This is a genomic window from Pseudomonas sp. FP2300 (genome assembly GCF_030687595.1).
GTDB lineage: Bacteria > Pseudomonadota > Gammaproteobacteria > Pseudomonadales > Pseudomonadaceae > Aquipseudomonas > Aquipseudomonas bijieensis.
In genome coordinates this window covers 4,386,963-4,412,465 of record NZ_CP117440.1, presented here as the reverse complement: position 1 = coordinate 4,412,465, position 25,503 = coordinate 4,386,963, and the positions used below count along the sequence as shown (strand labels likewise).

The 25,503-nt window shown below is 62.0% G+C and carries 25 protein-coding genes; 14 read left to right on the top strand and 11 right to left on the bottom strand.

The window, feature by feature from the left end:
* Positions 1 to 115: 115 nt before the first annotated feature.
* On the bottom strand, positions 116 to 1,069 hold the full coding sequence (locus PSH86_RS19360; protein WP_109755515.1) for a LysR family transcriptional regulator: 954 nt from the start codon (positions 1,067 to 1,069) through the stop codon (positions 116 to 118).
* 100 nt (positions 1,070 to 1,169) lie between these two features.
* Here PSH86_RS19360 and PSH86_RS19355 point away from each other — a divergent pair, with 100 nt between their 5' ends.
* Complete coding sequence (locus PSH86_RS19355; protein WP_305484383.1) at positions 1,170 to 2,033, top strand: aldo/keto reductase family oxidoreductase; 864 nt, start codon at positions 1,170 to 1,172, stop codon at positions 2,031 to 2,033.
* Here PSH86_RS19355 and PSH86_RS19350 read toward each other — a convergent pair.
* Positions 2,030 to 2,812, bottom strand: coding sequence for an MBL fold metallo-hydrolase (locus PSH86_RS19350; protein ID WP_305484381.1), 783 nt, complete (start codon positions 2,810 to 2,812; stop codon positions 2,030 to 2,032). The two genes, PSH86_RS19355 and PSH86_RS19350, sit on opposite strands and share 4 nt — an antisense overlap.
* Positions 2,813 to 2,903: 91 nt before the next feature.
* Between PSH86_RS19350 and PSH86_RS19345 the strand changes: the two genes are divergently transcribed.
* Positions 2,904 to 3,872, top strand: a complete 969-nt coding sequence (locus PSH86_RS19345; protein ID WP_305484378.1) for a GlxA family transcriptional regulator — start codon at positions 2,904 to 2,906, stop codon at positions 3,870 to 3,872.
* A 6-nt stretch (positions 3,873 to 3,878) separates the two neighbouring features.
* On the opposite strand, the gene kefC is transcribed toward PSH86_RS19345, so the two are convergent.
* The 4 genes from kefC to PSH86_RS19325 all read right to left on the bottom strand — a co-directional run bounded on the left by kefC (position 3,879) and on the right by PSH86_RS19325 (position 8,449).
* Entirely contained in the window at positions 3,879 to 5,705 is a 1,827-nt protein-coding gene (gene kefC / locus PSH86_RS19340) for a glutathione-regulated potassium-efflux system protein KefC (RefSeq protein WP_109755511.1), read from the bottom strand.
* Between the two features lies 1 nt (position 5,706).
* The gene (gene kefF, locus PSH86_RS19335) at positions 5,707 to 6,228 is read right to left on the bottom strand and encodes a glutathione-regulated potassium-efflux system oxidoreductase KefF (protein ID WP_109755510.1); all 522 of its coding nucleotides are present in this window, start codon (positions 6,226 to 6,228) and stop codon (positions 5,707 to 5,709) included.
* Between the two features lie 179 nt (positions 6,229 to 6,407).
* Entirely contained in the window at positions 6,408 to 7,742 is a 1,335-nt protein-coding gene (locus tag PSH86_RS19330; RefSeq protein WP_305484374.1) for an ATP-binding protein, read from the bottom strand.
* Complete coding sequence (locus PSH86_RS19325) at positions 7,739 to 8,449, bottom strand: response regulator (protein ID WP_109755637.1); 711 nt, start codon at positions 8,447 to 8,449, stop codon at positions 7,739 to 7,741. The genes PSH86_RS19330 and PSH86_RS19325 overlap by 4 nt, the downstream gene beginning before the upstream one ends.
* A 285-nt stretch (positions 8,450 to 8,734) precedes the next feature.
* Between PSH86_RS19325 and PSH86_RS19320 the strand changes: the two genes are divergently transcribed.
* From PSH86_RS19320 to PSH86_RS19305, 4 genes are all read left to right on the top strand, one after another.
* Entirely contained in the window at positions 8,735 to 9,523 is a 789-nt protein-coding gene (locus PSH86_RS19320) for a VacJ family lipoprotein (protein ID WP_109755508.1), read from the top strand.
* Positions 9,516 to 9,752, top strand: coding sequence for a hypothetical protein (locus PSH86_RS19315; protein WP_109755636.1), 237 nt, complete (start codon positions 9,516 to 9,518; stop codon positions 9,750 to 9,752). Before PSH86_RS19320 ends, PSH86_RS19315 begins: the two co-directional genes overlap by 8 nt.
* A 153-nt stretch (positions 9,753 to 9,905) precedes the next feature.
* Entirely contained in the window at positions 9,906 to 11,207 is a 1,302-nt protein-coding gene (locus PSH86_RS19310; RefSeq protein WP_109755507.1) for an Nramp family divalent metal transporter, read from the top strand.
* Between the two features lie 69 nt (positions 11,208 to 11,276).
* Positions 11,277 to 11,756: a VOC family protein gene (locus PSH86_RS19305; protein ID WP_163857979.1), complete on the top strand. Its 480-nt coding sequence runs from the start codon at positions 11,277 to 11,279 to the stop codon at positions 11,754 to 11,756.
* Between the two features lie 351 nt (positions 11,757 to 12,107).
* Here the strand turns inward: PSH86_RS19305 and PSH86_RS19300 are convergent, their stop codons facing one another.
* Complete coding sequence (locus PSH86_RS19300; protein WP_305484367.1) at positions 12,108 to 12,509, bottom strand: RidA family protein; 402 nt, start codon at positions 12,507 to 12,509, stop codon at positions 12,108 to 12,110.
* Positions 12,510 to 12,640: 131 nt separating this feature from the next.
* Between PSH86_RS19300 and PSH86_RS19295 the strand changes: the two genes are divergently transcribed.
* Positions 12,641 to 13,567: a LysR family transcriptional regulator gene (locus tag PSH86_RS19295; RefSeq protein WP_305484365.1), complete on the top strand. Its 927-nt coding sequence runs from the start codon at positions 12,641 to 12,643 to the stop codon at positions 13,565 to 13,567.
* A 33-nt stretch (positions 13,568 to 13,600) separates the two neighbouring features.
* Entirely contained in the window at positions 13,601 to 13,993 is a 393-nt protein-coding gene (locus PSH86_RS19290; RefSeq protein WP_305484363.1) for a GFA family protein, read from the top strand.
* 5 nt (positions 13,994 to 13,998) lie between these two features.
* On the opposite strand, the gene PSH86_RS19285 is transcribed toward PSH86_RS19290, so the two are convergent.
* The 4 genes from PSH86_RS19285 to PSH86_RS19270 form a co-directional block, all read right to left on the bottom strand.
* Positions 13,999 to 15,447, bottom strand: a complete 1,449-nt coding sequence (locus tag PSH86_RS19285; RefSeq protein WP_305484361.1) for an aldehyde dehydrogenase family protein — start codon at positions 15,445 to 15,447, stop codon at positions 13,999 to 14,001.
* A 206-nt stretch (positions 15,448 to 15,653) separates the two neighbouring features.
* Positions 15,654 to 16,835 carry an FAD-binding oxidoreductase gene (locus tag PSH86_RS19280; protein ID WP_305484359.1) on the bottom strand — a complete coding sequence of 394 codons (1,182 nt, stop codon included), beginning with the start codon at positions 16,833 to 16,835 and terminating at the stop codon, positions 15,654 to 15,656.
* Positions 16,832 to 17,230 (bottom strand): RidA family protein, encoded by a 399-nt coding sequence (locus PSH86_RS19275; RefSeq protein WP_176689487.1) that lies wholly within the window; start codon positions 17,228 to 17,230, stop codon positions 16,832 to 16,834. The genes PSH86_RS19280 and PSH86_RS19275 overlap by 4 nt, the downstream gene beginning before the upstream one ends.
* Complete coding sequence (locus PSH86_RS19270) at positions 17,220 to 18,356, bottom strand: DSD1 family PLP-dependent enzyme (protein ID WP_305484356.1); 1,137 nt, start codon at positions 18,354 to 18,356, stop codon at positions 17,220 to 17,222. The genes PSH86_RS19275 and PSH86_RS19270 overlap by 11 nt, the downstream gene beginning before the upstream one ends.
* A gap of 95 nt (positions 18,357 to 18,451) precedes the next feature.
* On the opposite strand from PSH86_RS19270, the gene PSH86_RS19265 reads away from it, so the two are divergent.
* The 6 genes from PSH86_RS19265 to PSH86_RS19240 all read left to right on the top strand — a co-directional run bounded on the left by PSH86_RS19265 (position 18,452) and on the right by PSH86_RS19240 (position 25,503).
* Positions 18,452 to 19,336, top strand: a complete 885-nt coding sequence (locus PSH86_RS19265) for a LysR family transcriptional regulator (RefSeq protein WP_116832818.1) — start codon at positions 18,452 to 18,454, stop codon at positions 19,334 to 19,336.
* A gap of 587 nt (positions 19,337 to 19,923) precedes the next feature.
* Positions 19,924 to 20,592 carry a haloacid dehalogenase type II gene (locus PSH86_RS19260; RefSeq protein ID WP_109755495.1) on the top strand — a complete coding sequence of 223 codons (669 nt, stop codon included), beginning with the start codon at positions 19,924 to 19,926 and terminating at the stop codon, positions 20,590 to 20,592.
* A gap of 35 nt (positions 20,593 to 20,627) precedes the next feature.
* Positions 20,628 to 21,902 carry an FAD-binding oxidoreductase gene (locus PSH86_RS19255; protein WP_116832816.1) on the top strand — a complete coding sequence of 425 codons (1,275 nt, stop codon included), beginning with the start codon at positions 20,628 to 20,630 and terminating at the stop codon, positions 21,900 to 21,902.
* An 85-nt stretch (positions 21,903 to 21,987) separates the two neighbouring features.
* Positions 21,988 to 23,631, top strand: coding sequence for an ABC transporter substrate-binding protein (locus PSH86_RS19250; RefSeq protein ID WP_232199742.1), 1,644 nt, complete (start codon positions 21,988 to 21,990; stop codon positions 23,629 to 23,631).
* Between the two features lie 43 nt (positions 23,632 to 23,674).
* Positions 23,675 to 24,631 (top strand): ABC transporter permease, encoded by a 957-nt coding sequence (locus PSH86_RS19245; protein ID WP_116832814.1) that lies wholly within the window; start codon positions 23,675 to 23,677, stop codon positions 24,629 to 24,631.
* Positions 24,628 to 25,503, top strand: a complete 876-nt coding sequence (locus tag PSH86_RS19240; protein WP_176689490.1) for an ABC transporter permease — start codon at positions 24,628 to 24,630, stop codon at positions 25,501 to 25,503. The genes PSH86_RS19245 and PSH86_RS19240 overlap by 4 nt, the downstream gene beginning before the upstream one ends.

Genomic DNA, 25,503 nt, shown 5'->3' with positions numbered 1-25,503 from the left:
CGTGCTGACGCTTTCGCGAGCAAGCCCGCTCCCACAATGGATTTGTGGCGGTGCGGGATTTTCAACTACACCGCCGAACCCTTGTGGGAGCGAGCCTGCTCGCGATAGCGGTGTATCAGCTTGCGGGGCGGTTGGCCGTGCCGACGTCCTCGCGGACAGACTCGCTCCCATACCGTTGTGCATTGATGAAGTCCACGAAAGCCCTCAACGGCGAGGGCAGGTAGCGACGGCCGGGGTAGTAGAGGAATGGCCCGGTGAAGCGCTGCCACCAGGGTTCGAGTACCGGTTCGAGGGCGCCGCTGTCCAGGTAGGGCCGTAGCCAGTCCTCGAACAGGTAGACGATCCCTAACCCGTCCACTGCAGCTTGCACCGACAGGTCCACTGCGCCGCCGATCCTGACAATCAACGGACCGCTCGGGTCGACGCTGATGGTTTCGCCGTCACGTTCATACTCCCAGAGCGGCATCGCGCCACTGGGGAATTTACCCCGCAGGCAGGCGTGCTTGAGCAGATCCCGAGGGTGTTCGGGGCGCCCCCTGGCGTCGAGGTACGCCGGGGATGCGGCTGTTGCGAAGCGCTGAAACCGTGGGCCGATGGGGAGGGCGATCATGTCCTGCTCCAGACGCTCGTCGTAGCGAATACCGGCGTCACAACCGGCGGCGAGCATGTCGACGAAGCTCTCTTCGGCGATCACCTCCAGGCGGATGTCGGGATAGCTTTGCAAAAACGGCGTGATGAGCGCCGGCAACACCAGGCGGGCGGCGCTGACCGGCACGTTCAGCCGGAGGGTGCCGGAAGGACGGTCGCGAAAATCGTTGACCACGTCCATCGCCGCCTCGACTTCGCCCAGGGCCGGGACGATGCGTTCCATCAACCGCGCACCGGCCTCGGTCGGCACCACGCTGCGGGTGGTGCGGTTGAGCAAGCGCACGCCGAGCCGGCTTTCCATCCGGCGTACGGCATCGCTGAGGCTCGAGGCAGACTTGCCGCTCATCCGCGCGCCTTCACGAAAGCCCCCTGCATTGACCACGGCCACGAAGGCCAGCAAGTCTTGAATATCCGTCGCCATTGTTCTCTCCGCCGTACAGCCCGTGCTGATTGCACCTGATTATCAATGAAGTGGTCAACGCCTATAGTCGGCCCACTTACATTGATCCGAGGGGCACGAGATGAACATTGCAGGCAAGGCAGGCACCTTTTTACTGGGTGATCGCACGATCAATCGCATGGGCTATGGCGCGATGCAGTTGGCGGGGCCCCAGGTCTTCGGGCCGCCGAAAGATCCGGCGGCCGCCATCGCCGTGCTGCGCGAAGCAGTGGCGAACGGGGTCAACCACATCGACACCGCGGACTTCTACGGACCCCATGTCACCAACCGGTTGATCCGCGAAGCGCTGCACCCTTACGCCAAGGATCTGGTCATCGTGACCAAGGTCGGTGCCGTTCGCGGTGCCGATGCGTCCTGGAACCCGGCCCACAGCCCCGCCGAGCTGACCCGGGCGGTCCACGACAACCTGCGCAACCTGGGCGTGGAGGTCCTGGACGTAGTCAACCTGCGGGTGTGGGGCGACCTGCATTCGCCCTCGGAGGCTTCCATCGAGGAATCGTTCACGACACTGGCCGAGTTGCAGCGCCAGGGTCTCATCCGCCACTTGGGCCTGAGCAATGTCACGGCCGCGCAGGTCAAGCAGGCCCAGGGCATTGCCCAGGTGGTCTGCGTGCAGAACCACTACAACCTGACCCATCGCGACGACGAACAACTCATCGCTGACCTCGGTCGGCAGGGCATCGCCTACGTGCCGTTCTTCCCGCTGGGCGGCTTCACACCGCTGCAATCGGAAACCCTTTCCAGCGTGGCGGCGCGCTTGCAGGCGTCACCGCTGTGTGTGGCCCTTGCGTGGTTGCTGCAACGTGCGCCGAACATCCTGCTGATTCCCGGCACATCGTCCCTGGCGCACCTGCGGGAAAACCTCACGGCCAGTGAGCTGAAGATCCCTGCGCCGCTGCTCGCCGAGCTGGACGCACTGGTCTAGGCCGCCTGGAAAATCAATGTCTCGCCATCTTCCGGTATCAACAACCGGCCTCCGACACCGGCCCTCGCGGCGGCTTCGGCGAGGGCCTTGCGGGTCGTCGGGCAGTGGCTGATCGCTTCCAGGTGATTGGCCACCACGGTCCCGTGGGACAGGCGGGTGAATTCCAGCGTCTCGTCGATGCCCATGATGATGTCGCCGCCCACATCGAAGCGGGCCCCGCCTGCCGGGACCACGCTGACCTGCGGTTGGTGGCGCAGGACGAATTCGCACACGGTGGGGGTGAGTACAGTGTCGCCGCTGAGGTAGACGCTTGGCTCCCCGGGCAGCTCGATCAGGTAGCCGACGCCGTGCTCCATCAACTTGCCCACCAGGCCCAGCCCATGGGTGCAGCGGACGGAGCGGATGGTGCCGCCCAGGAATGAGTGGGGTTGGTCATGTGCCTGGGCAAGCGCCTGGACATTCAAGCCCCGCTTGGCGAGGTACGGGGCGTCATGGGGTGTGCAGATGACCGGGATCTGTTTTTCCCTCAGCCATCGCTTGGCCGCGCCGTCCAGATGGTCGAAATGGCCTTTCTGGCAGTGGGTGATCAGGCAATGGGTGACAGCCTCAAGGTCCTTCGCTGTGCAAGCCGGAAGCTCCACCAGCGGATTGCGCTGCGTGGCACCGAACAGTCGAAGCGGCGGCAGCGTGCCCTTGGCAGCCAGCATCGGGTCGACGAGCACGCGATACGGGCCGAATTGAAGAATGATCGTGGCGTTACGGATCTGCTGGATGTTCATGAGACGTTCCTGTTGAGCGAGCGCTTCATGGTGCCGCTCCGGTACCGTGTGCATAATGGCCGGATCTGACATCTTTGATTCGTTTCAAGCCATGACCAGAAAAATCCGAATCGGTCTGCTTCTGTTTCCCGGCTGCATGCCCGCCGGCCTGTTTGCCTTCGCCGATCTGCTGCATGCCGCCAACTGCAGAAGAGGGCTGACGTTGTTCGAGACACGCTACATCGCGTTGCAAGCCGGGCCGGTGGTGTGTGCCCATGGCGTGACCCTGCACGCGGAAGCGGCCCTGGGCAGCATCGCGCTGGATGCTGTCCTGGTTCCCGGCTTCTGGGCCGAATCGGCCGAGCAGGTGAATGCGCTGCTGGTTGATCAAACGGCTCTCGTGAGCGCGCTGTCCAAGCTTGCCCGAACGCTGCGGCTCTGGTCCTATTGCACCGGCGTCTGCCTGCTGGCCGCCAGTGGTCGCCTGGACGGGCAGGGCGCGACGGTAACCTGGTGGCTGGCGCAAGCGATGCAGCAGCAGTATCGAAAAGTCCTTTGGCAAAGCGAGCAAAACTGCGTGTTCAACGAACACACGGCGACCGCGTCCGGAGTGAACGGCTACCTGCCCATCGCCGAAAAACTCATCGAACGCAGCGTCAGCAGCGACGTGCTGCGGGACATTACCCGGCTCATGGTGCTGCCGCGCCCGGCCATTGCCCATGGAGCGTTCCAAGGCAGTGCGCTGATCGAGCAACCCAGCGGATGGCTGCGGCAGTTGCATGGCTTGATCGAACAGATGCCGGCCGAGCGGATCACCGTTCAGGCGCTGGCAAGCGAGCTGGCGGTGTCCGAGCGTACCTTGGCACGCAAGGTCAGCCGTGAAACGGGCCAGGCGGTCGCGACCTATGCCCGGCGCATCAAGTTGAACCAGGTCAGCGAACGCCTGACGTTGACGGCGCAGTCCCTTGCCAGCATCGGCGCCGAGCTGGGTTTCAGCAGCAGCTCCAACTTGCAGCGCATGTTCAAGGCGCTGACCGGGCTGACGCCGGTGCAATACCGGCGCAAGTTCGGGCGTGTATGACGCCGGTCAACTCGGCGTCTTGTCGGTTTCGTTGCGATGATGTTCCGGCCAACTGTCGACGGGGTGGGCACGGTCTTCGTTGAACATCTCCGTGAGTAGCGCATTGGCGCGGCGGTAGGCGTCATGGCGGAACTTGAGGTCGTCTTCCGGCTGGGCGACGATTTCCTCCAGCATCTTGAGGTTCAGCCGCCGGAACTGATCCGCCCGTTCGCGCGCTTCGTAAGCCCCGACGCCCATGCGCTCCAGGGCACTGCGACCCAATGACAGCGCGCTCTCGAAAGTTTCCCGTTCGGCCGCTTCCACGCCCATCTGCCGCAGGGTAATGAGGTGTCCCATGTCCCGCGCCCGCACGATCAACTGCAATGCGGGGAAGTGCTCCTGGGCCAGCCGGGTCAGCGTCAGGTTGTCTTCCTGATTGTCGATCGCATTGATCAGCACCACCGCTTGAGCCGCGCCGGCGGCGTGCAACAGATCGAGGCGCGTGGCATCGCCATAAAAGACTTTCACGCCGAACTTGCGCAGCGTCTCGATGTTGTCAGGGTCATGATCCAGTACCACCACCTCGACGCCGCAGGACATCAGCAGGCGTCCGGCAATCTGCCCGAAGCGGCCGAACCCGGCGATGATCACCCGTGGGTTCTGCTGGTCGACGAGGTCGGATTCGCGCTGGTTTTTCCGGGTGACGGACTCGAAGCGATCCAGCAGCAGAATCAGCAAGGGCGTCAGGCACATGGACAAGGCCACCGCCAGGGTCAGGCTCTTGCCCCATTGATCGGTCAGGATGCCGGCTACGGTCGCCGCGCCAAACACGACGAAGGCGAACTCGCTGCCCTGGCCCAGCAACACCGCCTGCCAGGAGCGCTGGCCGGCGGGGACGTTGAGGAACCGGCCCGCCAGCTTGATCACCAGCAGCTTGATCAGGATGAAACCCAGGGTCAGGGTGATCACTTTGAGCGGTGCGTTGACCAGCGTGCCGAAATCGATCGACATGCCGACGCCGATGAAAAACAGACCCAACAGCAGGCCCTTGAACGGCTCGATGTCGCTTTCCAGCGCATGGCGGTATTCGGAGCTGGCCAGCAGCACCCCGGCGAGGAACGCGCCCATGGCCATCGACAACCCAGCTTCCTCCAGCAGGAAGCCGAAGCCGAACACCAGGAATAGCGCGACGGCACTGAAAATCTCCCGCAGGCCTGAGCGGGCGGCGAAGCGCAGCAGCGGTCGCGTCACGTAGCGACCCAACAGCACGACGATGGCGATGGCAGCGACGATTTTGCCAATCGATAGCAACAGCGCGGTGCCCGAAGGGGTGTCGCCGTGGGCCGACAACAGCGGAATCATCGCCACCAGCGGAATCGCCGCGATGTCCTGGAACAGCAGCACGGCAAAGCTGCTGCGCCCGACGGCGGTGGCGGTCAGGTTGCGTTCGCTCATGGCCTGCATGGCGATGGCCGTGGAGGACAGGCTCAGGGTCAGGCCGACCAGCAGCGCCGCCGTCCAGTTCAGGCCCAGGGCCGTACAGAACAAGCCAATGGCAGCGCCACAGGCGAGCATCTGCAGGGCACCGCCACCAAACACCATCCGGCGCAGGGCCCAGAGCCGTTTGGGGTCGAGTTCAAGGCCGATAATGAACAGCATCAGGACCACGCCGATTTCAGCGAACTCCAGGATCGCCTTGACGTCGGTAATCAGCTTCAGCCCCCACGGGCCGATGATGCACCCGGCCAGTAGATAACCCAGCACCGGGCCCAGGCCAAATCGAACGGCAATCGGGACGATCAGCGTCGCCGAGGCCAGGTAGATGAGCATTTCAATCAGGCTGTGAGTCTCCATTTCAATCTTCCTTCCAGGCGGCCAGGCGAGCGCCATAGTGTTCGATTTGTGCATGTTGGGCGTCAGGGTCGGCGGCATAGGCGCCATGCACGACCACCGGTTCCAACCAGCGCATGCCGCAGTAAATGGCCGTGGCGTGGAGGGGTTGGGCCAACGCGGTAAAACCTGGGTAGTCGCCGATCGCAAAATGCGCTTGATCGCCACCGGTGGTGACAGCCCACAGCAGGCGCTTGTCTTTGAGGGCGACGGCGCCTTTGCCGTAGGCCCAGCCGTGGGTGAAGACTTTATCGATCCACAGTTTCAGCAGGGGCGGGGTGCTGTACCAATACATCGGGTGCTGGAGCACCACAAGATCGGCTTGTTCCACCGCATGCTGTTCCGCCTCGACGTCGATATCGAAATTGGGATAGAGCTCGTAGAGCGAACGTATGACCACGTCCGGGTTGTTCGACACTCGCTTGAGCATCAACTGGTTGACCCGCGATTTGTCGGGGTAGGGGTGCGCATAAATGATAAGAATCATCGGTGAATTCCTTGGTTTGGCTCCGCCGATCCTTGTCTGTCGTGAACGCGAGCGATGGTATTGAGTCGAGCGATGTAAACAAAAGCGCCTTCCCGGGGCAGCGTCGAGGCTGGAAAGGCCGGACATCCTACCGAGGAAGGCGCTGATTGTTTAGAGCGGATCGATACATCGGGGGGGCTTCAGTCAAGCGGTAGCGAGACCCTGGCCTCCAACCCGCCACCCCGACGGTTGCTCAAGGTCAGTGTCCCGCCATGCTCCAGCACCGTCGCCCGGGCCGCCGACAGGCCCAGCCCGACGCCGCCGGTGTGCTTGTTGCGAGAGCCTTCGATGCGAAAGAACGGCGCGAAGACCTGCTCAAGGTATTGGGCGTCGATGCCGGGCCCGCGGTCCAGGATGCGAATGTCCACACGGTGGGCGTCGGCTTCGAGGCGAACCGTCGGCTCGCCGCCATATTTGATCGCGTTGTCGATCAGGTTGACCAATGCACGCTTGATGCCGATGGGCCGGCCGACATAAACCAGGCGCTGGGTGCCTTCGAACCCAACCTCGGTGCCGGCGTCCTTGAGGTCATCGACGATGGTGTGCAGCAGCTCGGCCAGGTCGAACGCGGTGGCATGTTCAAGCCGGGCATCGTCGCGGAAGAACTCCAGGGCTGAATTGATCATCGCCTGCATTTCATCGACGTCCCTGAACAGCCGGGATTGCTGCTCGGCATCCTCGATGAACTCGCCACGCAGGCGCATGCGGGTCAAGGGCGTGCGAAGGTCGTGGGAGATGGCGGCGAGCATCTGGGTGCGGTCCTCGATGAAGTGCTTTAGCTGGGCCTGCATGGCATTGAAGGCGAGGATCGCCTGGCGGATTTCATGGGGGCCGACGACGGGAATAGGCGGTGCCTTGTGATCCACGCCGAAGCGCCTGGCGCCTTCGGCAAAGCGTTGCAAGGGCGCTGCCAGGTGTCGCGTGGCGATCAGCGCGACGATAATCGTCGACACCAGGATCAGCGCCAGCATGATCAGGTTGCGCTTCCATTCCTCCAGCCCCCAACTGCGCGCAGGCAGGGAAAACATGACCCACGAGTGGTCGGTCAATTCGATCATCGCGGCGTAGCGTGCGCCGGGCTGGCCGGTGGGCCAGTCGCTCGGCTCATAGCCCTCGATCCTCGCGTCGGGCCGGCCCAACTGTTGGCGCAAGCGCAGTGCGCCATCGCTGTATTCGGGGTCGTCGATCACTGGCAGCTTGGCTTCTTCATGGCGTTGGAGCCATTGTGTGTTGAAGATCGGGTCACTGGCTGTCCTGGCAATCGTGGGCCGCTGCTCGGGCGTTGCCGAGTCGATGATGCGGGTGATGGCGGCGATCTTTTCAATCAGACCGGTTTCCATCAGGGGAGGGCGGGCCCAGGCATCAGTCAGTTGACTGAACAGCGCGTTCAGGGCCAGCAACGTGAGCATGGCAACCAGGGTGGTCAGGGCGATCCAGCGCGCCAGCGTATCCCATGGCCGTCGAGTGCATTTCATCGCTTCACCACATGGGGGCTGAACAGGTAGCCGCTGTTGCGCACGGTGCGGATCATCGACGCACCGGTGAGGTCGGTCTCCAACTTGCGTCGCAAGCGGCTGACCTGGACATCGATGCTGCGGTCGAACGCCTCGAAGGTTTCGCCGCGCGCCAGGTCCAGCAACTGCTGGCGGGTCAGCACCCGACGCGGGTGTTCGACAAAGACCAGCAGCAGTTCGAATTCTCCGGCGGACAGCGGGATCATGACCTTGTCCGGCGAGCGCAGTTCGCGCCGGGTGACGTCCAACTGCCAGTTTTCGAACTCCAGGATGGGCCGGGATGAGTCGCTCAACGTCTCCCTGGCTTCTCCGGTGCGCCGGAGCACGGCACGTACCCGGGCCAATAGCTCCCGGGCGTCGAAGGGCTTGGTCAGGTAATCGTCCGCCCCCAGCTCCAGACCGACGACGCGGTCACTCAATTCGCCCATGGCGGTGAGCATGATGATGGCGACCCTGTGCTCGGTTCGCAGTCGTTGGCAGAGCACCAGACCGTTGTCGCCCGGCAGCATGACGTCGAGGATGATGAGGTCCGGCACCCGACGCTCCACCGCCTGCCACAAGGCGTTGCCGTCGGCGGCCACATCCACGCTATAGCCATGTTGTTCGAGGAACTTGCGCAAGAGGGCGAGGACTTCGAGGTCATCGTCCACCAGTAATAAATGGCTCACGGTGGGCACGCAGAGTAATGAATACAGGAGGGGATACTAGGGTCAATCCGGGGCCTGCGTCATATATTTCAATCCGGCAATAAAGTTGCCGGCGGGCAATGTTCTGGAAATCTGCGGGCAAAAAAACAGCGGCAGGATGGCCTTTGATGTCGGTCAGTTAAAAAGTAGTCGGTCCTATACAGAACCTGTGGCGAGGGGATTTATCCCCTCGCCACAAGAGCTGTGTCCGGCATCGGTTCTTTAGTTGACCGGTATCGCCTCCATTCCTCGCCGAGATAACCCTGTATGCCGATCACCAAACCCGCCCCATTGTTTGTTCGATCCACCGTTGTAGTTGTTTTGACGGCACTCGCCAGCGGTTGCTCCAGCACGCCGGCTGCAAAACCAGGCTCGTGTGAAAGCGCGAATTACACCGTTCACGATCCTGCGGAACCGGTCAACCGCGGCATCTTCGCGTTCAACCGAACCGTGGATGACTATGCGCTGGCTCCGGTTGCCCGTGGTTATCGCAAGCTGCCGGAGACGTTCCAGGCCGGCGTCCACAACTTCGTGGCGAACTTCGGCGAGCCCAAGGTGTTCATCAACGACCTGCTGCAAGGCAACGCCCAACGCTCGGTCAACACACTGGGCCGTTTCGTCATCAACACCACGGCGGGTATCGTCGGGTTGATCGACGTGTCGGGCAAGCTGGGCATCGAGCGCCACAAGGCCGATTTCGGCCAGACCTTCGGCGTCTGGAACGTCGCGCCCGGGCCGATCGTGGAGCTGCCGTTGCTGGGCAGCGCCAACCTGAGGGACGCCACGGGCGAAGTGCTGAGTTTCGCCGTCGACCCATTCGGCGACAACAGCAGCACTGTCGAGACCCTGGGCACGATCAACACCGTCGGCGGCGTTGTCGATGGCCGCGCCGAGGCATTGCCTCTGACAGACCAGTTGCAGGCCGAACCGGATTACTACGTGGCGCTTCGCGATGCAACGGCGCAGCGGCGTGCCGATTTTGTCGCACAGGGCAAGTTGGGGGCGGTCGTGCAGGATAACCCGCAATGCGAGAATGGAGCTGCCGCTGATGAGTAGCCAGGTGTTGGTGCTGCATCGACGGATGCGCTCGCCCGATGCGGATCTACTGCATTGCCGTGAGGTTGAACTGCAGTTGGCCGAGGATGGCCGCCATGTGCTGCTCAATCGTTACGTCGAGTTGTATCGCCATGAACATGTCAGTTGGTGCGCGATCCAGCAGCATCGGGTGCCGTTGGCGAGGATGGTGCGCTGGATGGTTGATAACGGCGAGCCGGTGGGGGCTTAGTGGCAATTTGCTTCTTAATACAGTGGTATCTCGGGAGCGGATGCCATGAAACATTTCTACATAATTACAGATTAATAATGGTTGTACGACGTCGTATCTAATGTGTTCGACTGTGGCCGTTTCTCACAAAAACAATAAACGGAGATTCCATCCATGACGAGCATTCCTTCCGCTGAAGGCCAGGCTGCGGCGCCCGTGCAGGGCCGTTTCGTACGTCTGCTCAAGCTACTGGGCCCCGGTATTATTGCTGTTCTTTCCTGGCTGGGCGCTGGCGACCTGATCACATCTTCGGTGGCCGGGGCGAACTACGGCTACGCGATGATGTGGGTGCTGGCGGTCTCTCTTCTGCTGCGCTACCTGATCGTCAACATCATCGCGCGCTTCCAGCTCTGCAATAACCAGGGCATGACCATCCTGCAAGGTTATGCCCAGCTCAATCCGCTTTTCGCCTGGTTCCTGCTGGTGTATGCATTGCTCATGGGGCACTTGATGAATGCCTACATGATCAAGGGTGCTGGCGAAGCCTTGGCCATGTTGCTCAAGGTCGACTATCCACTGCTGTGTTCGGTGGCGGTGGTCTTGGCGGTATGGATGCTCGTGGGGCGCAATATCTACTCGATGATCGAAGGCGTGATGAAAGGCTTGCTGGCGATCATGACCCTGGCGTTCCTGGCTCTGGCGGTGATGTCCGGCCCGGATGTCGCCGGCATCGTCAAAGGCACCATCGGCTTCAGCATTCCGCCCGATGAAGGCGTGCACGGTGCGCTGCTGGTGGCTGTCTCGGTGATCGGTGCAGTGGCCGGCTCCATCGCCAACTTCGTCCATCCGTATGTCATGCGCCAGAAGGGCTGGGTAGGGCCTGAACACAAGCGTATCCAGCGTAACGACCTGTTGTTTGCGGTGTTTGTCGGGATCATCATCAACCTGGCGATCTGGATCGTCGGCGCGGAAATCCTGCGACCCAACGGCATCGAGGTCAAAACCCTGGGCGATCTGGGCAAGGCCCTGGAAATGTTCTTCGGCTCGATCGGTTGGTACGTGTTCTTTATCGGTGTGTTCGCCACGCTGTTCGCCAGCATCTCCGGCAAGACCACGGCGTTCCCGATGCTTATCACCGATGCCTTCCAACATGTGCGGCCCGGGCGCCGGGAGCGTTACGGCAAAGAGTTCCACCGTGACCCGATGCACAAATGGTTCATGTTGTTCATTCTCGTGACGCCACTGATCTGGTCGCTCCCAGGCATGCCGGACTTCGTCACGCTGACCATCGGTGTCAACGCGCTGAACATCGTCGGCTTGCCGGTGATTTCCCTGGGCCTGCTGATCATGTCCAACCAGAAATCCCTGCTGGGCAAGGAATACCGCAACAACCTGTTCGAGAACATCGCGCTGATGTTTGCCACCGGCCTGGCGTTGTGGGTTGCATTCCAGTTGGGTGTGGAGCTGTTCACCTGATGGCCAGTCATCTGTAACTTTCGGGGGGACTGCTAGACTTTATCGTCCAGTCCCTTTCGGAGAGCCGGAATGAATAATAAAAACAGGATCTGTCTCTGGTACGACGGCACCGCCCAGGAAGCGGCAGAATTCTACGCAAGAACCTTTCCTGACAGCGCGGTGAACGCCATCCATCATGCTCCGGGCGATTATCCGTCGGGCAAGCAGGGCGATGTGATCACGGTGGAGTTCACGGTGATGGGCATCCCTTGCATCGGCCTCAATGGCGGGCCGGCATTCAAGCACAGCGAGGCTTTTTCATTCCAGATTGCAACCGAGGACCAGGCGGAAACGGACCGCTTGTGGAATGCGATCATCGACAACGGCGGCGAGGCGAGCGTTTGCGGCTGGTGCAAGGATAAGTGGGGGCTGTCGTGGCAGATCAGCCCCCGCGTGCTGCTCGAAGCCGTCGCCAGTGCCGATAAAGCCGCCGCCAAGCGTGCCTTCGAGGCCATGATGACGATGACCAAGATCGACATTGCCGCGATTGAAGCAGCGGTGAAAGGCTAGCCGGCGACCCACCTTAGATCCTTTGTGGGAGCGAGCCTGCTCGCGATGACGACAGCACAGCCAAACATTGATACAGACTGACCCACCGCTATCGCGAGCAGGCTCGCTCCCACATTGATTGCAGGGTGGGCTGAAGACTCGGCCTTACCGCCATTCCCTGTGGGAGCGAGCCTGCTCACGATGACGACAGCACAGCCAAACATTGATACAGACTGACCCACCGCTATCGCGAGCAGGCTCGCTCCCACATTGGTTGCAGGGTGGGCTGAAGACTCGGCCTTACTGCCATTCCCTGTGGGAGCGAGCCTGCTCGCGATGGCGGCGGCACAGCCAACATTGATGCAAGCTGACCTACAGGGTGTTTTCAGGCAACCTGGCAATCACCTTGATCTCGAACTGAAAACCATACAGCCACGTCACGCCTACCGCTGTCAGTGTCGGATGCGGTGCGTTGCCCCAGAACTCGGGCACGACGCTCCAGACCCGCTCGAAGGTCGACTGGGGATCGACCATGAAGACCGTGACGTCGACCACATCGTCAAAGCTGCAATCAGCGGCAGCCAGAATCGCCTTCAGGTTGGTGAACGCTTGCCGGACCTGAGCCTCCAGATCGGGCTCTGGCGAGCCATCTTCGTTGCTGCCGACTTGCCCCGAGACGAACAGAAAGCCATTGGACCGAATCGCCGGCGAGTAGCGATTGCGCTCATAAAGTGCCTGGCGTCCAGGCGGGAAAACCACATCGCGTTGTTCCATGAATACCTCCATCAAAGAGTGGGTTCCAAACGATGGATTCACTCTAGGGGCTTGTATCCACGCGATAAACGAGCAACCTTGGTGATCACTGTTTGTAGAATCCAAACAATCGGATCGACCCTGAGGCAGAAATGGATCGTTTTGATGCGATGCAAGCGTTCGTTCGAGTGGTGGAGGCGGGCAGCTTCACCAAGGCCGCTGACACCCTGCACATGAGCAAGACCACCGTGACCCAACTGGTGCAGCAGCTCGAGGCACGGTTGCGGGTCAAGTTGCTCAACCGCACCACGCGCAAGGTCAACGTCACCGCCGACGGCGCGGTTTATTACGAGCGGGTGATCCGGCTGTTGGCCGACATGGACGATGCCGAGACCAGCCTGTCCGGTGCGCAAGCGCTGCCCCGGGGCCGGCTGCGGGTGGATGTGCCGAGCCCGCTGGCCGCTCTGATCCTGATACCGGCCTTGCCGGCGTTCTATGAGCGATACCCGGACATCCAGATCGACATGGGCGTCAGTGATCGTATCGTCGACTTGATCGATGAAAACGTCGATTGCGTGGTACGCGGTGGTGAATTGAAGGATCAGTCGCTGGTCGCCCGACGCGTCGGCGATCTCGCCCTCGGCGTTTTCGCCGCCCCGAGTTACCTGGCACGGTTTGGCTTGCCCGCGCATCCGCGAGAGCTGGAAGATTCGCACCATCGCACTGTTGGTTTCCTGTGGGCACGCACCGGCAAATCCCTGCCCTACGCTATGCGCCGTGACGGTGAGCTGCTTCACGTCAAAGGGCGCTACGCGTTGGCCATCGATGACGGCAACGCCTATCTCGCGGCCGGTTTGGCGGGGCTGGGCGTGCTCTGGTTGCCCGAGTACATGTCCCGGCGTCACCAGGGGCAAGGTGAGTTGGTGCCGCTGTTCGAAGACTGGCAGCTCGAGCCAATGCCGCTTTATCTGGCCTATCCCCCGAACCGCCACGTCAGTGCCAAGCTACGGGTGTTCATCGATTGGGTTGTGGAACTGATGGCGCAGCACGCGCCTATCATGGATCGACATGTATCGTGAAACCCGACTGGCCGGTTTTAGAGGAGACACACCATGGAACGATTCACCGGTGGTTGCCTGTGCGGCAACGTGCGTATCGAGGCCTCGGGGCGGCCGTATCGCGTTGGCCTCTGTCACTGCCTCGACTGTCGCAAGCATCACGGCGCGCTCTTCTACGCCGCAGCGGTGTTCCCCCAGGATGCGGTGACGATCGAGGGCGAAACACGGGATTACGCCGGGCGCTGTTTCTGCCCGCGCTGTGGCTCGTCGGTGTTCGCCCGTACCGGCGACGAAATTGAAGTGAACCTGGGCACGCTGGACGCCCCCGATCAACTGATGCCCAGCTACGAAAGCTGGACCGTGCGCCGCGAGTCATGGCTGCCGACGTTTCCGTTCAGCCGACACTACGCCCATGATCGCGAGGGCACGGGGCGGTTCGAGGAGTAGGGCGCTCACTCGAAGCCGACTATCGCCTTGATCTCCAGATATTCCTCGAACCCGTGGACCCCATACTCACGGCCATTGCCTGAGCGCTTGTAGCCGCCGAAGGGGGCCATCGGGTTCCACGCCGGGTAGTTCAGCAGCACTTGTCCTGCGCGGATACGCGACGCAACGGCACGTGCAAGATCAAGGTCCTGGCCCTGGACATGCGCCCCCAGCCCATAGACGGTGTCGTTGGCGATGGCGACGGCTTCATCCACGGTGTCATAGGGAATGATGCACAGCACCGGGCCGAAGATTTCTTCCTGGGCGATGCGCATGGCGCTGTCGACCTGCGAGAAAACCGTGGGGCGGGTGTAGAAGCCTTGTTCAAAACCCTTCGGGCGCCCTGGGCCACCGCAAACAAGCTTGGCACCCTCGTTCAAGCCCACTTCGATCATGACCTGCACGCGATTGAACTGGGCTTCGTTGGCGATGGGCCCGAGCACGGTTTCTTCCGATTGCGGATCGCCCACGATGATCGCGTTGGCGGTTGCGGCCGCCAACGCCTCGACTTCCGCCAAGCGGTTCCTGGGCACGATCATTCTGGTTGGCGCGCTGCATGATTGGCCGACGTTGCGAAACGCCGACATCACTCCTGGCGGCACGGCCTTGGCGAAGTTGGCGTCCGGCAACAGCACGTTTGGCGACTTGCCGCCCAACTCTTGCGTCACGCGTTTCACTGTCGGGGCGGCAGCCTGGGCCACCAGCGCTCCAGCGCGGTTCGAGCCGGTGATGGAGATCATGTCGATATCGGGATGCGCCGCCATGGCCGCGCCGACTTCGGCACCGCTGCCGTTGACCAGGTTGAAGACACCCGCCGGAAGGCCAGCGTCATGCACCAGTTGGGCGAAGAACAAGGCGCTCAGGGGCGACAATTCGCTGGGTTTCAACACCACTGTGCAGCCAGCGGCAATCGCCGGGGCGACTTTGGCGGTGATTTGATACAGCGGCCAGTTCCACGGCGTGATGAGGCCGCAGACGCCAATGGGTTCGCGTTGAATGGCGGTGCCATTCTCGACGTTCTGGAAGCGATAGGTGGACAACACATCACGGGCCACCCGAACGTGCTCGGCTGCCAGCGGCACTTGCATGGCCCGGGCGAAGCTGATGGCTGCGCCCATTTCCAGCGAGAGCGCCTGGGCCAATGCTTCTTTGCGCTCAAGGATCAGTTCATGGATCTTTCCAAGGACCGCCACACGGGCATCCACCGAAGTTGCCGACCAGCCGGGAAACGCTGCGCGAGCCGCCGCCACGGCCCGCTCAACGTCCTCGCTTGACCCCTGGGCGACTTCAGTGATGACGGCCTCGGTAGCCGGATTGACCACCGCCAGGGTGGCCGGATGGGCCGGAGGCTGCCAACCGCCATTGATATAAAACTGCCGGGACGTAGGCGGATTGTTCGAGAATTGGGTGGTCATCCAACGGGCTCCCATAGAGCGGTGATAGCGCTGCCGGCAACAGATCGTGATGCCGTTTTTCTTCTCGATAAACTAACAAAGCGGCCCTGATGGGATATGCCGTTCTCAAGCCTGGCAAAGAAGAATCTGCTGTATCTGCCGGGCTAACTTCGCAAAAAACACAGCGGCGTCGGTTCAGGGCCAGAAAGTGTCCACGATGGCGTGGGTCAAACGAGCCTGCCGGTGCCGGGAAGGCTCGCCTGAGGCATCACCAGCCCTGTCGGTTCGGTAAACCTGCGGATATCGAAAGGGCTGATCAGGGTACTGATGCTACCGGTGCTGATCAGCTCGGCCATGACGTCGCCAACGCCCGGGCCGAGCTGGAAGCCATGCCCGCAGAAACCAAAGGCATAGAACAATCCCTTGATCTTGCCGCTGGGGCCGATGATGGGCAGCGAGTCTGGGGTATAGCTCTCGATGCCACTCCACACCCGGATGATGTTGAGGTGCTCGGCCCCGGGCAGCAGGCGGCTCATCTGCCGCATCTGATTGAGCAGGCTTTCGGGCTTGAAGTAGGCGCGCCGGTTGAGCATGTCCGGTTTGCAGCGGTTGCCACCGCCGATGATGATGTTGCCCCGGGGTATCTGTCGGAAATAAATCACTTCTTCCTTTATCTTGGTGAATACGCCAATCACCGTCGGCAAGGCATAGGGCACCGGTTCCGTGACCGACATCTGCGGGCCATTGGCTTCCAACGGCACGGCTTCGTCGAATTGTTCTGACAGCTTCGCCCCCCAGGCCCCGGCGGTGATCAGCAGTTGCTCGGCAATGAACAGTCGGCCGTCGGTGGTGGTCACGTGGAATTCGTCATTGACCTTTTGTACCGCGGCGACTTCCGTTCGCTCGCGCACACTTGCCCCGGCCCGTGTCGCTGCGCGGGCAAATGCCGGGGTGGCCAGGCGCGGGTTGGCGTGGCCGTCGTGAGGTGCGTACGAGCCGCCCTTGACGTCCGGGCCGAGGAACGGGAAACGTGCATGCAGGGCCTTGCCGGTGATGATCTGCAAGTCCAGCTCCCGGGCCTCGGGGGCGGCGGCGTAGGCTTCAAGCTCGGCGATTTCGTCCTCGCGATAACAGACGCGCATATGGCCGCTGGGGATGAATTCCAGGTCATCGCCAATCAACTCGGGGAGCCGTTTCCACAAGCCGTACGAGCGATTGGACAGTTCCAGTTGGCCGAGGAATCGTCCTTGGCGCCGCACGTTGCCAAAATTCACGCCGCTGGCGTATTGGCCGATCAGGTCGCGCTCCAGCAACGTCACCGAGCGCCCGCGCTGGCGCAGGAAAAACGCCGAAGCCGACCCCATGATGCCGCCGCCTATAATCAGTACATCGCTTTTTTCCGGTTTCATGATGTGCTCTCACTGCCCGCCAGCGCTTCGATTTCAATCAAGTACCCATGGTGCAAGGCCGGGACGGGCACCACCGCGCGCGCAGGTCGGTGTTCGCCCAGATAACGGGCGTAGATCCGGTCGAAAGCCGGCCAGTGTTCGATGCCGACGACATAGACCGTCACTTTCAGCAGGTCGCTGGGACGACGGCCTGCCACGCGGAGAATCGCCATCAGGTTATCCAGGGCGATGGCGGCTTGTACCTCGAACGGTTGGTCGACACTGTGGCTGCCATCGGCGCGTACCGGCAGTTGTCCGGATACGTACAAAACGCCTTGGTGCGAGACCGCCTGGGTGTAATGTCCGCCCGCAGCGGCCGCCTGGGTGGTCTGGATCAACTCGATTTCACCAGCCATGCAGGCGACTCCAGGTGTGCACCGCACCCGAGGCATCGCAGGCGCTGTATTCAGGGAACTGCGCACCCGTGGCACAGGCGTGATTGGGCAGGATGCGCAGGCGACTGCCAATGGGGAAACGCTCGGTGATAGCGACCTCCCCGGGACTGGAAAGGGTGACGATGCCGTGTTCCTGGTTGGCGTTGGAGAGCAGGGCGCCCTCGATCCAGTCGCCGGCTTCGCTGCACACTTGTCCATAGCCGAAATCCCGGTGCTGGCGCTGTGTACCCCTGTCCCGGCTCATGGCCATCCAGCCGGCATCGGTGATGATCCAGCCTTTGTCCGGCTGATGACCGATGACGGTGGTCAGCACGCTCAGCGCCAATTCATCCGCCCGGCAAACGCCGATGTTGTGCATCACCAGGTCGAAGAACACATAGACGCCAGCGCGCACTTCTGTGACGCCCTCCAGGCTCTGCGCCGAAAGTGCCGTGGGTGTGGAACCGATGCTGACCTGGGGGCAGGCCAGCCCGGCTGCGCGGATGCGTTGGGCGGCGCTGACGCAGATGTAGCGCTCTTGTTCGGCCAGGGTTTGTAGCGCTTGTGGCGTGTTGAGTTCGTAGCTGGATCCGGCGTGGGTCATGACGCCGTAAAGCTGCATGCCGCCTTCACGGAGTCGCCGGGCGATGTCGACAAGCGCATCGTCTTCGACGCGCACGCCGGAGCGATGGCCATCGCAATCGATCTCGATCCAGACCTCGAAACGTTCGTCGTGCTGCCTGCCGAAATCGACGATGGCCTGCGTCGCCGCCAGACTGTCGGTCAAGATGCTCAATCGACAGCCCTTGCGCCGGAGTGTCAGGGCCTGGGCCAGTTTGCCGGGTGCCATGGACACGGCATAAAAGATGTCGTGGATGCCTGCGGCGAAGCAATGCTCTGCCTCCTTGAGGGTGGACACGGTGATTGCGCTGGCGCCTGCCTCGATCTGCGCCTGGACCACCGGCAGGCATTTGCTGGTCTTGATGTGCGGGCGCAAACGCACCCCCAAGGCGTCCATGCGGTGTTGCATGCGCTGGACATTGCGCTGCATTCGCGGCACATCAATGAGCGCGATCGGGGTATCGAGGCAAGCGATTGAGGCTGGCATGAACAGGACTCGGTGGTTGGAGGCAGGCTCGACTCTACTCAGTCATCGTAAAGTCGTGGTTCAATGTGGCGTCATCAATCATTAAGTTGAACTGAATGATCAGCCTCGAAGACCTGCGTATGGCCGTGACCCTGGCGCGTTCTGAATCCCTGAGCGCCGCCGCCAGGGCGCTCAATGTCTCGCCGCCCGCGCTGTCCATGCGCTTGCGCAAACTGGAGACGCTGCTCGGCCTGACCCTGGCCAATCGCGATGCCAGGCGCCTGAGCCTGACCGCCGATGGTGAGCGCTTTTCCCGGCAGAGTGCGCTGTTGCTGGATCAATTGGAGGCGCTGCCCGAGTCGTTCAAACAGCAGGATGATCGGCTGGTCGGCACCCTCAGGCTGGCGGCGCCGTTTGGGTATGGACGTCAACACATCGCGCCACTATTGGCTCGTTTTGCCAGGTTGCATCCGCAGCTGTGCCTGCATCTGGATCTGCGGGAAACGCCCTGGCCCGACCGTCATGACAGCGACGCGGTGATTCACATCGGCACCCTCAGCGACAGCCTCTGGGTTGCCCGGCCTCTTACGCAGAACGATCGGTGGTTATGTGCGAGTCCTGCGTACTTGGAGCAGCACGGCACGCCTTTATCGCCTGAGCAACTCGCCGAACACCGCTGCATTTGCATTCGTGAGAACGATGAAGATGTCACGCTGTGGCACCTGCGCAACGAGCACGGGCGCAAGACCCTGCGGATCAAACCGGCTTTATTGAGCAACGACGGCAGCGTGGCCCGGCGCTGGGCGGAGCAAGGCCTGGGTTTGGTGCTGCGTTCGCAGTGGGACGTCAGTAAAGCCATCGCCGACGGTCGCCTGGTGCGGATGCTTGCCGATTGGCAATTCGACAGCGCCCCGATCAACCTGCTGGTGCCCTCGCGCAAACTGCGCAGCGCGCGGGTACAGGCGTTGGTGAGCTTTCTTGAGGCTGAGTTGAAAGCCTGAGCAAAAGGTTCCTTACAGATCCACCGCCATCGCGAGCAGGCTCGCTCCCACATAGATCTGTGGCGAACACCAATCATGCGACCAACCCAAGATCCCCTGTGGGAGCGGGCTTGCTCGCGAAGACGGCGATACATTCAACATCACTGCAAACTGACCCACCGCTTTCGCGAGCAAGCTCGCTCCCACAATGGATCTGTGGCGAACACCAATCATGCGACTGCCCAAGATCCCCTGTGGGAGCGAGCCTGCTCGCGATGGCGGCAGCCCATTCACCCGGGATGCTGAAGCTGCTGCGCCAAGCGTAGATTCTGCCGCAAACGACCCTTTGCAGACCCGTTTGGCGCACCATAACTGCCCGCAAGACCAAGGAAACACGGGCGCAGCGCCCACGCCTGGAGCATCCCGCAAAGTCTGCTGAGCGAGCCCTGCAAAACGGTGGTTTGTACCAAGCGGCCGGTATTTTTAACGATTTATCCACGGTCTCATGGTGTTGTAATGAAAACGTGATGCAGCGTTGCAGCGAAGCTTCACGAACAGCATCAATGTTTGCCTCGGCATGTCTTCAACAACAATCCAGGACCGCACTCATGAGCTTTCTTCGACCCAAGTACATCACCTTCGACTGCTACGGCACGTTGACCAATTTCCAGATGGGCAGCATGACCCGCGAGCTGTTCGCCGACCGTGTCGATGCCGGGCAGATGGACCAGTTCGTCAAGGATTTCTCCGCTTATCGCCTGGACCAGGTGATGGGTGAATGGCGGCCCTATGATGAAATCATCAAGACCTCTCTGATGCGGGTCTGCAAGCGTTGGGGCGTCGAGTATCGCGGCGAAGGCCAGCTCTATTACGACGCCGTTCCAACCTGGGGCCCCCACGCCGATGTACCGGCGGGCCTGTCGAAAATCGCCGACAAGATCCCCCTGGTGATTTTTTCCAACGCGATGGACGAGCAGATCATGTCCAACGTCGACAAGCTCGGTGCGCCTTTCCATAAAGTCTTCACCGCCCAGCAGGCCCAGGTCTACAAGCCGCGCCTGGCCGCCTTTGAATTCATGCTCGATAACCTCGGCTGCGGGCCGGAGGATGTTCTGCATGTGTCGTCGAGCTTCCGCTACGACCTGATGTCGGCCCACGACATGAAGATCAAGCACAAAGCTTTTGTGGCCCGTGGTCACGAACAACCGGCCAATGCCGTGTATGGCTACCACCAGATCCCGGACATCGGCGGGTTGGCCGCGCTGGTCGGGCTCTGAGTCGAGCGCACTCTTCAAGGCGAAAGGGGTTAGACATGGGCAGTGAGTCCTATTGGCTCGACACCGCACCGGCGTTCACCGGTGCCCAGCTCGGCGGATTGCCCGGGCAGGTCGATGTCGCCATCGTCGGTGGCGGCTTCACCGGGTTGGCCGCGGCGCGGGCCCTGGCCTTGAAGGGGGCCAGCGTGGCGGTGCTGGAAGCGGGCAGGGTGATTGGCGAGGCGTCAGGGCGCAACGGCGGGCATTGCAGTACCGGCGTGGCCCAGGATTACGCGGCGCTCACCGCCAGCCTCGGCGCCGACAAGGCACGGGCCTATTACCAGGCCTATGAAAGTGCCGTGCAGAGCGTGGTCTCGCTGGTGGAGCAGGAGGGGATTGCCTGCGACCTCAAGCGCAACGGCAAGCTCAAGCTGGCCGCCAAGCCGATGCACTACGAAGGGTTGGCGCGCACCTGCGAATTGATCCGCAAGGAAGTCGATGCCGAGGTCGAGTTACTGTCGGCCCAGGAGACGCGGGCGGAAGTCAATTCGGCGCAGTTTCACGGTGGCCTGTTGCAGCGCAACGGCGTGCAGATGCACGTCGGGCGTTTCGGCATCGGCCTGGCCGAAGCCGCTGCCCGTCACGGTGCGTTGATCTTCCAAGGGGTGGCGGTGCAGGACTGGAAGGCCAGTGCCGGCGGTTATCGAGTCAACACCAGCAAGGGCACGTTGCAGGCCTCGCAGATCCTGTTGGCGACGGGCGCCTGTCAGCAGGGTGGCCTGGGTTGGTACCGGCGGCGGATCGTACCGGTGGGCAGTTTCGTGGTCGCCACCGAGGTGTTGCCCCAGGCGCTGATCGACAGCTTGCTGCCGGCGCGGCGCTCTTATGTCACCAGCCGGATGATCGGTAACTACTTTCGCCTGACCCCGGACAATCGCCTGCTGTTTGGCGGCCGCGCGCGGTTTGCCATGTCCGACAGCGTTTCCGACGCCAAGAGCGGCAAGGTGCTGCAAGCGGCGATGGTGCAGATGTTCCCGCAGTTGGCGAACACCCGGATCGACTATTGCTGGGGCGGCCTGGTGGACATGACGTCCGATCGCCTGCCCCGGGCCGGCCAGCATGGCGGGGTTTATCACTCCATGGGCTACAGCGGCCATGGTGTGCAGATGTCGGTGCACATGGGGCAGGTCATGGCCGAGGTCATGGCCGGCAAGGTCGAGGCCAACCCTTGGCGTGAGCTTGACTGGCCGGCCATCCCCGGACATTTCGGCAAACCCTGGTTCCTGCCGCTGGTAGGCGCGTATTACCGCCTGCAGGACTACCTGCACTGAGTTGCAGGGTGTTGTTTGGCGTTTCAACACATTGCGTCAATCGTGCGCAATCGAGCCCTATCATTTTCCGAAAGGTAGAACTGACATGAGTGACAATAAAAACGGCATCAAAGACCAGTTGATCACCGGTACAGAAAGTCTGCGTGTTTTCGAAGGGCTCAATCGCGGCATGTCACGTCGGCATGCCTTGCAAATGCTCGGGCTGGCGGGCGTGGCCGCAGCCGGTGCCGGCAGTCTGTTCGGCGCTGCCGGCAAGCTGCTGGCCGATGAACAGGCAACCCCCGGCAAAGGCAAGCCCGGCGGGCGTATCCGCGTGGCGGGTATCTCCAGTTCCACCGCCGATACCCTGGACCCGGCCAAAGGCTCATCGTCCACGGACTACGTGCGCCACTACATGTTCTACAACGGCTTGACGCGTTTCGACAGCCACATGGTGCCGCAACTGGAACTGGCCGAGCGCATCGACACCAGCGACGCCACGCTCTGGGTGATTACCCTGCGCAAGGAAGTGACCTTCCACAACGGCAAGGGTCTCACCGCCGCCGACGTGGTGTTTTCCCTGCTGCGCCACAAGGACCCGATCACCGGTTCCAAGGTCTTGCCGCTGGCCGAGCAGTTTGCCGAGGTCAAGGCCAACGGTACCCATGAGGTGCAGATCCGCCTGAGCGGGCCGAATGCCGAGTTGCCTTCGATCCTGGCCATTTCTCATCTGTTGATCGTCCCCGAGGGCACCAGCGACTTCAGCCAGGGCATCGGCACCGGTCCGTTCAAGGTCAAGGAATTCAAGCCCGGGGTACGTTCGATTGGCGCGCGCAATACCAACTATTGGAAGCCTGGTCTGCCATACCTGGACGAGATCGAGTTCATCGGTATCGGTGACGAGCCGTCACGGGTCAACGCATTGCTGTCGGGCGATGTGCAGATCATCAACGAGGTCAACCCGCGCTCGACCACGCGCATCAAGGACAGCACTACCCATCGCGTGGTGGATTCGCCATCGGGCAACTACACCGACCTGATCATTCGCCAGGACCAGATGCCCGGCCAGAGCCCGGAGTTCACCGAGGCCATGAAGCTGCTGCTGGACCGGGAACAGGTCAAGTCGGCGATCTTCCGGGGTTTCGCCAGGGTCGGCAACGACCACCCGATCGCCCCCGGCGCACGCTTCTACAATGCCGATCTGCCGCAGCGGACCTACGATCCGGAAAAGGCCCGTTTCCTGTTGAAGAAGGCCGGCATGGAAAGCATCAGCATGCCGGTGATGTGCTCGCCGGCCGCCACCGGCTCGGTCGACGTTGCCGTGTTGCTGCAGCAATCGGCCAAGGAGGCCGGGCTCAAGCTCAACGTCAACCGCCTGCCCAGCGATGGCTACTGGTCCAACCACTGGGCCAAGCACCCGCTGAGCTTCGGCAACATCAACCCGCGGCCCAACGCCGACATGCTGTTCTCGCAGTTCTTCCAATCCACGGCGCCATGGAACGAATCCGGCTGGAAAAACGAACAGTTCGACCAGTTGCTGATACAGGCCCGGGGTGAAACCGACGAGGCCAAGCGCGGCAAGATGTACGCGGACATGCAGACCCTGGTGCATGAGCACAGCGGCATCGGCATCCCGGTGTTCATCAGCAACATCGATGGCGTCGACCAGCGTGTCAAAGGTTATGGCACCAACCCGCTGGGCGGTTTCATGGGCTATATGTTCGCTGAGCAAGTCTGGCTTGACGCGTGATGAGCGCGCTCTTGCGACGTGACATGGCACAAGGGGTAGGGTGATGAATAGCAACACACTGTGGTTGATCGGCCGACGCCTGGGCGCGGCGATCGTGACCCTGTTGATCGTCTCGATGGTGGTGTTCGCCATCACGGCGGTGTTGCCGGGCGACGCGGCGCAACAGTCCCTTGGACAGTTCGCCACGCCTGAGCAAGTGGCGGCCCTGCGGGTGAAGATGGGCCTGGACCAACCGGGTGTGTTGCGCTACCTGCACTGGTTGACCAGCCTGCTCAGCGGCGACCTGGGCGTGTCGGTCTCCAATGCCGTCCCGGTCACCGAGCTGATGGCGGGCAGGGTGCCCAGCACGCTGATGCTGGCGGCCGCCACGGCGCTGGTATCGGTGCCGCTGGCCCTGATCCTGGGCATCGGTTCGGCGATGGGGCGAGGTGGACGCATCGACGGCTTCATGAGTTTCTTTACCCTGATGATGGTGGCCGTGCCGGAATTTCTGGTCGCCACCCTGGCGGTGCTGATCTTCGCGGTGAACCTGGGCTGGCTTTCCGCGCTGTCCTATTCCAGTGAGATCACCTCGCCGCTGCAATTCATGCGCACCTATGCCTTGCCGGTCATGACGCTGTGCTGCGTGATCGTCGCGCAAATGGCGCGCATGACCCGGGCGGCAGTGATCGATCAACTGGACAGTCCTTACGTGGAAATGGCCCGTCTCAAAGGCGTGAGTCCGGTACGGGTGGTGCTGCGCCACGCCTTGCCCAACGCCATCGGGCCGATCGCCAACGCCATCGCCTTGAGCCTCTCCTACCTGCTGGGCGGGGTGGTGATCGTCGAGACGATTTTCAACTATCCCGGTATCGCCAGCCTGATGGTCGACGCCGTGACGAACCGCGACATGGCGCTGGTCCAGGCCTGCACCATGCTGTTTTGCACGGCGTACCTGACGTTGGTGCTGATTGCCGATCTGTGCGCGATCCTTTCCAACCCGAGGCTGAGAAACCAATGAACAATCCCATTGTGAAACCCCCGACCGCGGCGGTCGCTCTGGCGTTGGGCAAAGATGCTCATGGCTCGTCCTGGCTTGGACTGGTCGGCGCCGCACTGTGTGCAACCTGGTTGCTGGTGGCGATCTTCGGCCCGTGGCTGGCACCGCACCCGGTGGGCGAAGTGGTCTCCGACACGGTTTTCGGCAGCCTCAGCTCCGCTTATCCGCTGGGCACCGATTACCTGGGCCGCGACATGCTCAGTCGGATTCTGGTCGGCGCACAGTTCACCGTGGGCCTGGCATTGATAGCCGCAGTGTTGTCCAGTGGGCTTGGGACCAGCTGCGCATTGCTGTCGGTGGTTTCACCGAAATGGCTGGACGAGCTGATCAGTCGCCTGATGGACGCCTTCATTTCGATCCCGAGCAAGATGCTGGCGTTGATCATGGTCTCGGCGTTCGGTTCGTCGGTGACGTTGCTGGTGTGTACGGCCGTGCTGAGTTACACGCCGGGCGCGTTCCGGATCGCGCGCAGCATGGCGGTGAACATCGAGGCCCTGGAATACGTGCAAGTGGCCCGCACCCGGGGCGAACGGCGGCTGTACATCGCTTGCGTGGAAATTTTGCCGAACATGCTCAACCCGGTGCTGGCTGACCTGGGCCTGCGTTTTGGCTTCATCGTATTGCTGCTCAGCGGCATGAGCTTCCTCGGTCTGGGTGTGCAACCACCGGACGCCGACCTGGGTTCGCTGGTGCGGGAAAACATCGGCGGCCTCAACCAGGGCGCGCCGGCCATCGTGATTCCGGCCCTGGCCATCGGCACCCTGACCATCGGCGTCAATCTGTTTATCGACCGCCTGTCTTCACGGCGCAGTCGACGTACGGGAGGCCATTGA